Here is a 4037-nt window from a genome sequence, read left to right as displayed (position 1 = left end):
CTGCACACTGATCTGCTACCGCAGACTCACCAAATGAGACGACCTCTAAGGGGCTCCGACGAGCGCCGCCCGGGGCACGTAGGGGCCGACGGCGGGCCTCACACCTCCGGTCCGTTGATGATCTCCTCACGCTCGGCCGGAGTCCCTGTGCGGACATGCCTCGCGGGCTCCATGAGGTCCACCCGTGCGGTGACAGAGGTGGCCAGAACCGAGACCACGGGACCGTCCGGCAAGACCGTGCGTACTTCGTCGATCTCGCCCTCCTCCCGCACCACCAGCAGGTCGCCCTTCCACTCGCACTGCATCTGCCGGTAATCGCACTGGTAATCGACCGCCTCGTCGAACTCCCTGTTCCAGGTTTCGACGGAGACCCTGTCGCCGTCGGCGTGCTCGTAGTGGACGGTGAGGCGGCCGTGTTGACCGCTGATCCCCGTACGGCGCCATTCCGGGTGGTCGACGACGGCGAAGGCCGCGTCCGTGTCCCCCATGATCGCGCGGCGCTCCGCTCGCTCTTCACGGGCCTCGAGCTCCGGCGGCAGGCCGAGCGCCGCCGCCGCGGTCCCGCCCAGGACGACGGCCGCCGCAACGATGAGCGGAACCGGGCGGGGGAAGAGCGCCGCGAGTCCGCAGCCTGCGGCCGACGCTAGACCCGCCGCGGCCGCCACGGCGGGCCAGTGGTCGAACACCAGGGAGCCTCCCGTATGGAACAGGACGGCGGACAGCACGACGCAGCCGGTCACCAAGGACGCGGCCGCCTCCGGGGTTCGTGCGCCCACGGCCCGGAGCGCGGCACGGCCGAGCAGCCACACGGCGACGATGCCCGTCGGCAGGGCGGCGAGGATCAGGCCCATGACGAGAACGCTGATCACGCCGAGGTCGGCGAAGGCCACCGCCAGGAAAGCGATGAACGCGCCGTACAGCAGGAGGCCTCCGGCCCACGGCGCAGCGAACCCGATCCCCGCGCCGGTGAGCGCGATTCTGCGCAGGGAGGAACCGGACGCGCGCTCCCCGTTCGACCGCCCCTCGGAGGCGGCGCCGTCACGGCTCGCCAGGGCCGCCCCCTCACCGCCGCGGCCTTCGCCTGTGATCCCCTGCTCTTCCTTCTCCGAGGACCCGGAAGTGCGCTGTTCGTTCATTCCACCGATCCCACCCCACGATGCCGCAGGCCCAGAAGAGTACGGATACTCAGGCGCGGCGAATCCCAACCGCCCCAGGCGGCTCCTGTAGAGAGGGACCGCTCCGGACGGTCGGCGGGGTCAGGGGCACGTATCCGGATCTGAAGGATCCGGCGGACCGGTCGTCAGGCCTGCCCGGTGTCGAAGCGGGCGACCTTGCCGTCGCGGACGGTGAAGGTCCACCGGGTGCGCATGGCTCCCCAGGTGTCGTTGGTGTAGTCGGCGATCAGCGTCCGGCCCTCGTCGTTCGCGCTGACCACGTCCATGCGGCCGTTGGCCGAGAAGATCTCCCGGTCGGCCCACTGGGCCAGGTCGCGGTCCGAGCCGTCGTCGGACATCGTGGCGTCCGGGGTCAGCACGGCGTGGAACGCGGCGCGGTCGCCCGCGTTGACGGCATCGATGAACGCTCGGACGGCGGGATCGGTGACGGACGCCGACATGGCCCCTCCTCCTGGTCGGTCAGCCTGCGCGGACGCATGCGGCGCCCGGCTCCGTCTGCGGTCCTGCCCCGTCCCGACGGCGCACCAACGCAGGTGGGGGCCGGACGGAGAGATCTTGACCGATCCGGGAACCGGTGTTTGCCCCGCACCTGCCGGTCCGGGGCCGGGGTCAGGAGGTCGCCGCCTGCTCACCCGACACAGGCCTGGTCTGGGTGACCCGCCACAGGCGGCGCGGCAGTTCGCCCTCCTCGAAGGCGTGCACCTCCTGGAGCGCCCACCCCTGTGCAAGCTCGTCCACCAGCGCACGGGGGAAGAAGTGCACCGCGAAGCCGCCGTGCTCGTAGATGTCGTCCCCGTGGGAGACGCCCTGGCCGTAGTGGGCGTCGCCGGTGTGGCGGACCGAGTAGACGAGCGCGCCTCCCGGCCTGAGGACGCGACCGATCTCGCCGACGAGGGCCCGGATCCGGTCGGTACTCAGGGCCATGCACAGCAGCATGTGCGCCATCACCCCGTCGAAGGAGCCGTCCGCGAAAGGGAGGGGGTCCCGTGCGTCGTGGAGGACGGTGCGGACGGAGTCGGCGCGGCCGAGTCCGGCGGCCGCCTCGTCGAGCTGCTCCAGCCCGGGGGCGCTGAAGTCCGTGGCCGTGACCGGGAATCCCTGCCCGGCCAGCCACAGGGCATCGCGCCCGTGCCCCGCTCCGAGCTCCAGCACCGAGCGCGCACCTCGCTCCGCGAAGACCGCACCCGCATGCCGGGCGACCTCTGACGGCGCATCGCCGTACATGTGCGGGTTGCCGGCGTAGACCCGCGTCCAGTGCTCGCGCTGCTCCTCGGCGATGTCCATGGCGCGCTGCCGTCTCCCCTGCTCGCCCGGGCCCGCTGGTCAGGCCGCCGTTCCCAGTCTTACAGGCCCCACGGCGCCAGGTCGTCCCGGGCCGACCGCGGCTCCTTCGAAGACGAGGGACACCCTTGCCTCCTATTGTCCGAATGTTAACATTCGGACAATCGCGCTCCGGAAGTGCCGGGCGCGTCCCACGACCAGGAAGGCGCATCCGCCCATGAGCACGCTCGACTCTCCGATCCCCCGCTTCCACCTGGCCGTGCCCGTCGACGACCTGGACGCCGCCCGCGCCTTCTACGGGAAGGTGCTCGGCCTGGAGCAGGGGCGCAGCTCCGACACCTGGATCGACTGGAACCTGCACGGCCACCAGTTCGTCACCCACCTGGCGCCCGAGCGCCAGAGGCGCATCCACAACCCCGTCGACGGCCACGACGTTCCCGTCCCCCACTTCGGGCTGATCCTGGCCGTTCCGGAGTTCCACACGCTCGCCGAGCGGCTGCGCGCGGCCGGGACGCGGTTCGTGATCGAGCCCTACGTCCGCTTCGAGGGGGAGCCGGGCGAGCAGTGGACGATGTTCCTTCTCGACCCGGCCGGCAACGCCCTGGAGTTCAAGGCCTTCGCCGACGACTCCCAGGTGTTCGCCGCGTGATCCGCCCTACCTGACCGATCCATCGGCCGCGCGAACGGCGCACGGCCGGAACGTCCAGATCCCGCTCACCGAGGGCCGCCGTCGTTCCCTGCGGACGGTCCGCCCCCAGTCGGCACGGCCGCTACGCCCCTGGAACGGACGTGGTCCGCCTTTGCCGTCCTCACCGGCGCCCGCTACCCGACGGCGGTCACCCCATTCCAGCGGCCGCCGTCCTCGCAACCGACCTCGGAACGCGAGCGCACTACGGAAGGACCCGTCGATGGGCCGGGCCATGCGGGTGCCAGGCACCCGGCACCCGGGGGTGCGGGGTGCTTGCGGGGGGTGTCACCGGAGCCCGGGTGGCAGGGCTCCGGGGCTGGGGTGGTGGTTCAGGGGCGGGGTGGTTCGGGCGGGTCGGTTCCGCCCTTGTCTCCTCCGGTGGCCCCTTGGCGTCCGGGCCCCTTGCGGCCTTGGCGGCCCTGGCGGTCCCCGGGGGGCCGGGTCGGCGGCCGCTCCCGGGTGTTGGCCCGGTAGTGGGCCTGGAGGCGGCGCATGTGCTTCTCGCGGTTGTCCCGCCGCAGAGGAGCTGTGCGTTGCCCAGGGCGGTGGCCCCGCCCTCCCACCACTCGGTGCGGTGGTCCCCCTGGCACCAGCGGGCCGGAACGCTGCACCCCTCCTCCCACTGGCAGGTGCCCGCCGTAGCGGCCAGGGCCTCGCGGATGCGGGTGGGGAAGGTTCTGCGGGCCCGGCCGATGTCGACCACGCCCTCGACGGGGTCGGTGACCAGCCGCCGGATCAGCGAGTCCGAAGCGAAGGCCCGCAGAGCCGAGGGCGGCAGCAGCCGCCCGCGGTCCGTGGTCGCGGGCTCGGCCCCCTCCTTCAGGAGCAGGGCCTCCAGCGGCACCACCACGCTCACCTGCGGCCGCAAGACCCCCCGCCGCCGGGTGCCCTGC

4 protein-coding genes and 1 pseudogene are annotated in these 4037 nt (G+C 72.4%); 1 reads left to right on the top strand and 4 read right to left on the bottom strand.

Going from position 1 to position 4037, the window contains the following annotated elements; genetic code table 11:
* Window positions 1-98 precede the first annotated feature (98 nt).
* The 3 genes from C892_RS0122570 to C892_RS0122560 form a co-directional block, all read right to left on the bottom strand.
* The gene (locus tag C892_RS0122570; RefSeq protein ID WP_017559038.1) at window positions 99-1136 is read right to left on the bottom strand and encodes a hypothetical protein; all 1038 of its coding nucleotides are present in this window, start codon (window positions 1134-1136) and stop codon (window positions 99-101) included.
* 164 nt (window positions 1137-1300) lie between these two features.
* Window positions 1301-1615 (bottom strand): nuclear transport factor 2 family protein, encoded by a 315-nt coding sequence (locus tag C892_RS0122565; RefSeq protein ID WP_017539185.1) that lies wholly within the window; start codon window positions 1613-1615, stop codon window positions 1301-1303.
* Between the two features lie 169 nt (window positions 1616-1784).
* Window positions 1785-2459 (bottom strand): class I SAM-dependent methyltransferase, encoded by a 675-nt coding sequence (locus C892_RS0122560; protein ID WP_017539186.1) that lies wholly within the window; start codon window positions 2457-2459, stop codon window positions 1785-1787.
* A gap of 214 nt (window positions 2460-2673) precedes the next feature.
* Here C892_RS0122560 and C892_RS0122555 point away from each other — a divergent pair, with 214 nt between their 5' ends.
* On the top strand, window positions 2674-3105 hold the full coding sequence (locus C892_RS0122555; RefSeq protein WP_017559037.1) for a VOC family protein: 432 nt from the start codon (window positions 2674-2676) through the stop codon (window positions 3103-3105).
* Window positions 3106-3473: 368 nt separating this feature from the next.
* Here the strand turns inward: C892_RS0122555 and C892_RS32385 are convergent.
* A pseudogene (locus tag C892_RS32385) lies at window positions 3474-4037 on the bottom strand (HNH endonuclease signature motif containing protein); the annotation flags it as partial.

This window comes from Nocardiopsis baichengensis YIM 90130 (assembly GCF_000341205.1).
GTDB lineage: Bacteria > Actinomycetota > Actinomycetes > Streptosporangiales > Streptosporangiaceae > Nocardiopsis_A > Nocardiopsis_A halophila.
The sequence above is the reverse complement of the archived record's forward strand: the minus strand, read 5'-3'. Positions and strand labels throughout refer to the sequence as shown.

Coding starts and splice junctions, on each gene's coding strand:
- C892_RS0122560 (WP_017539186.1), bottom strand. CDS start 2,459: ATGGACATCGCCGAGGAGCAGCGCGAGCACTGGACGCGGGTCTACGCC.
- C892_RS0122570 (WP_017559038.1), bottom strand. CDS start 1,136: ATGAACGAACAGCGCACTTCCGGGTCCTCGGAGAAGGAAGAGCAGGGG.
- C892_RS0122565 (WP_017539185.1), bottom strand. CDS start 1,615: ATGTCGGCGTCCGTCACCGATCCCGCCGTCCGAGCGTTCATCGATGCC.
- C892_RS0122555 (WP_017559037.1), top strand. CDS start 2,674: ATGAGCACGCTCGACTCTCCGATCCCCCGCTTCCACCTGGCCGTGCCC.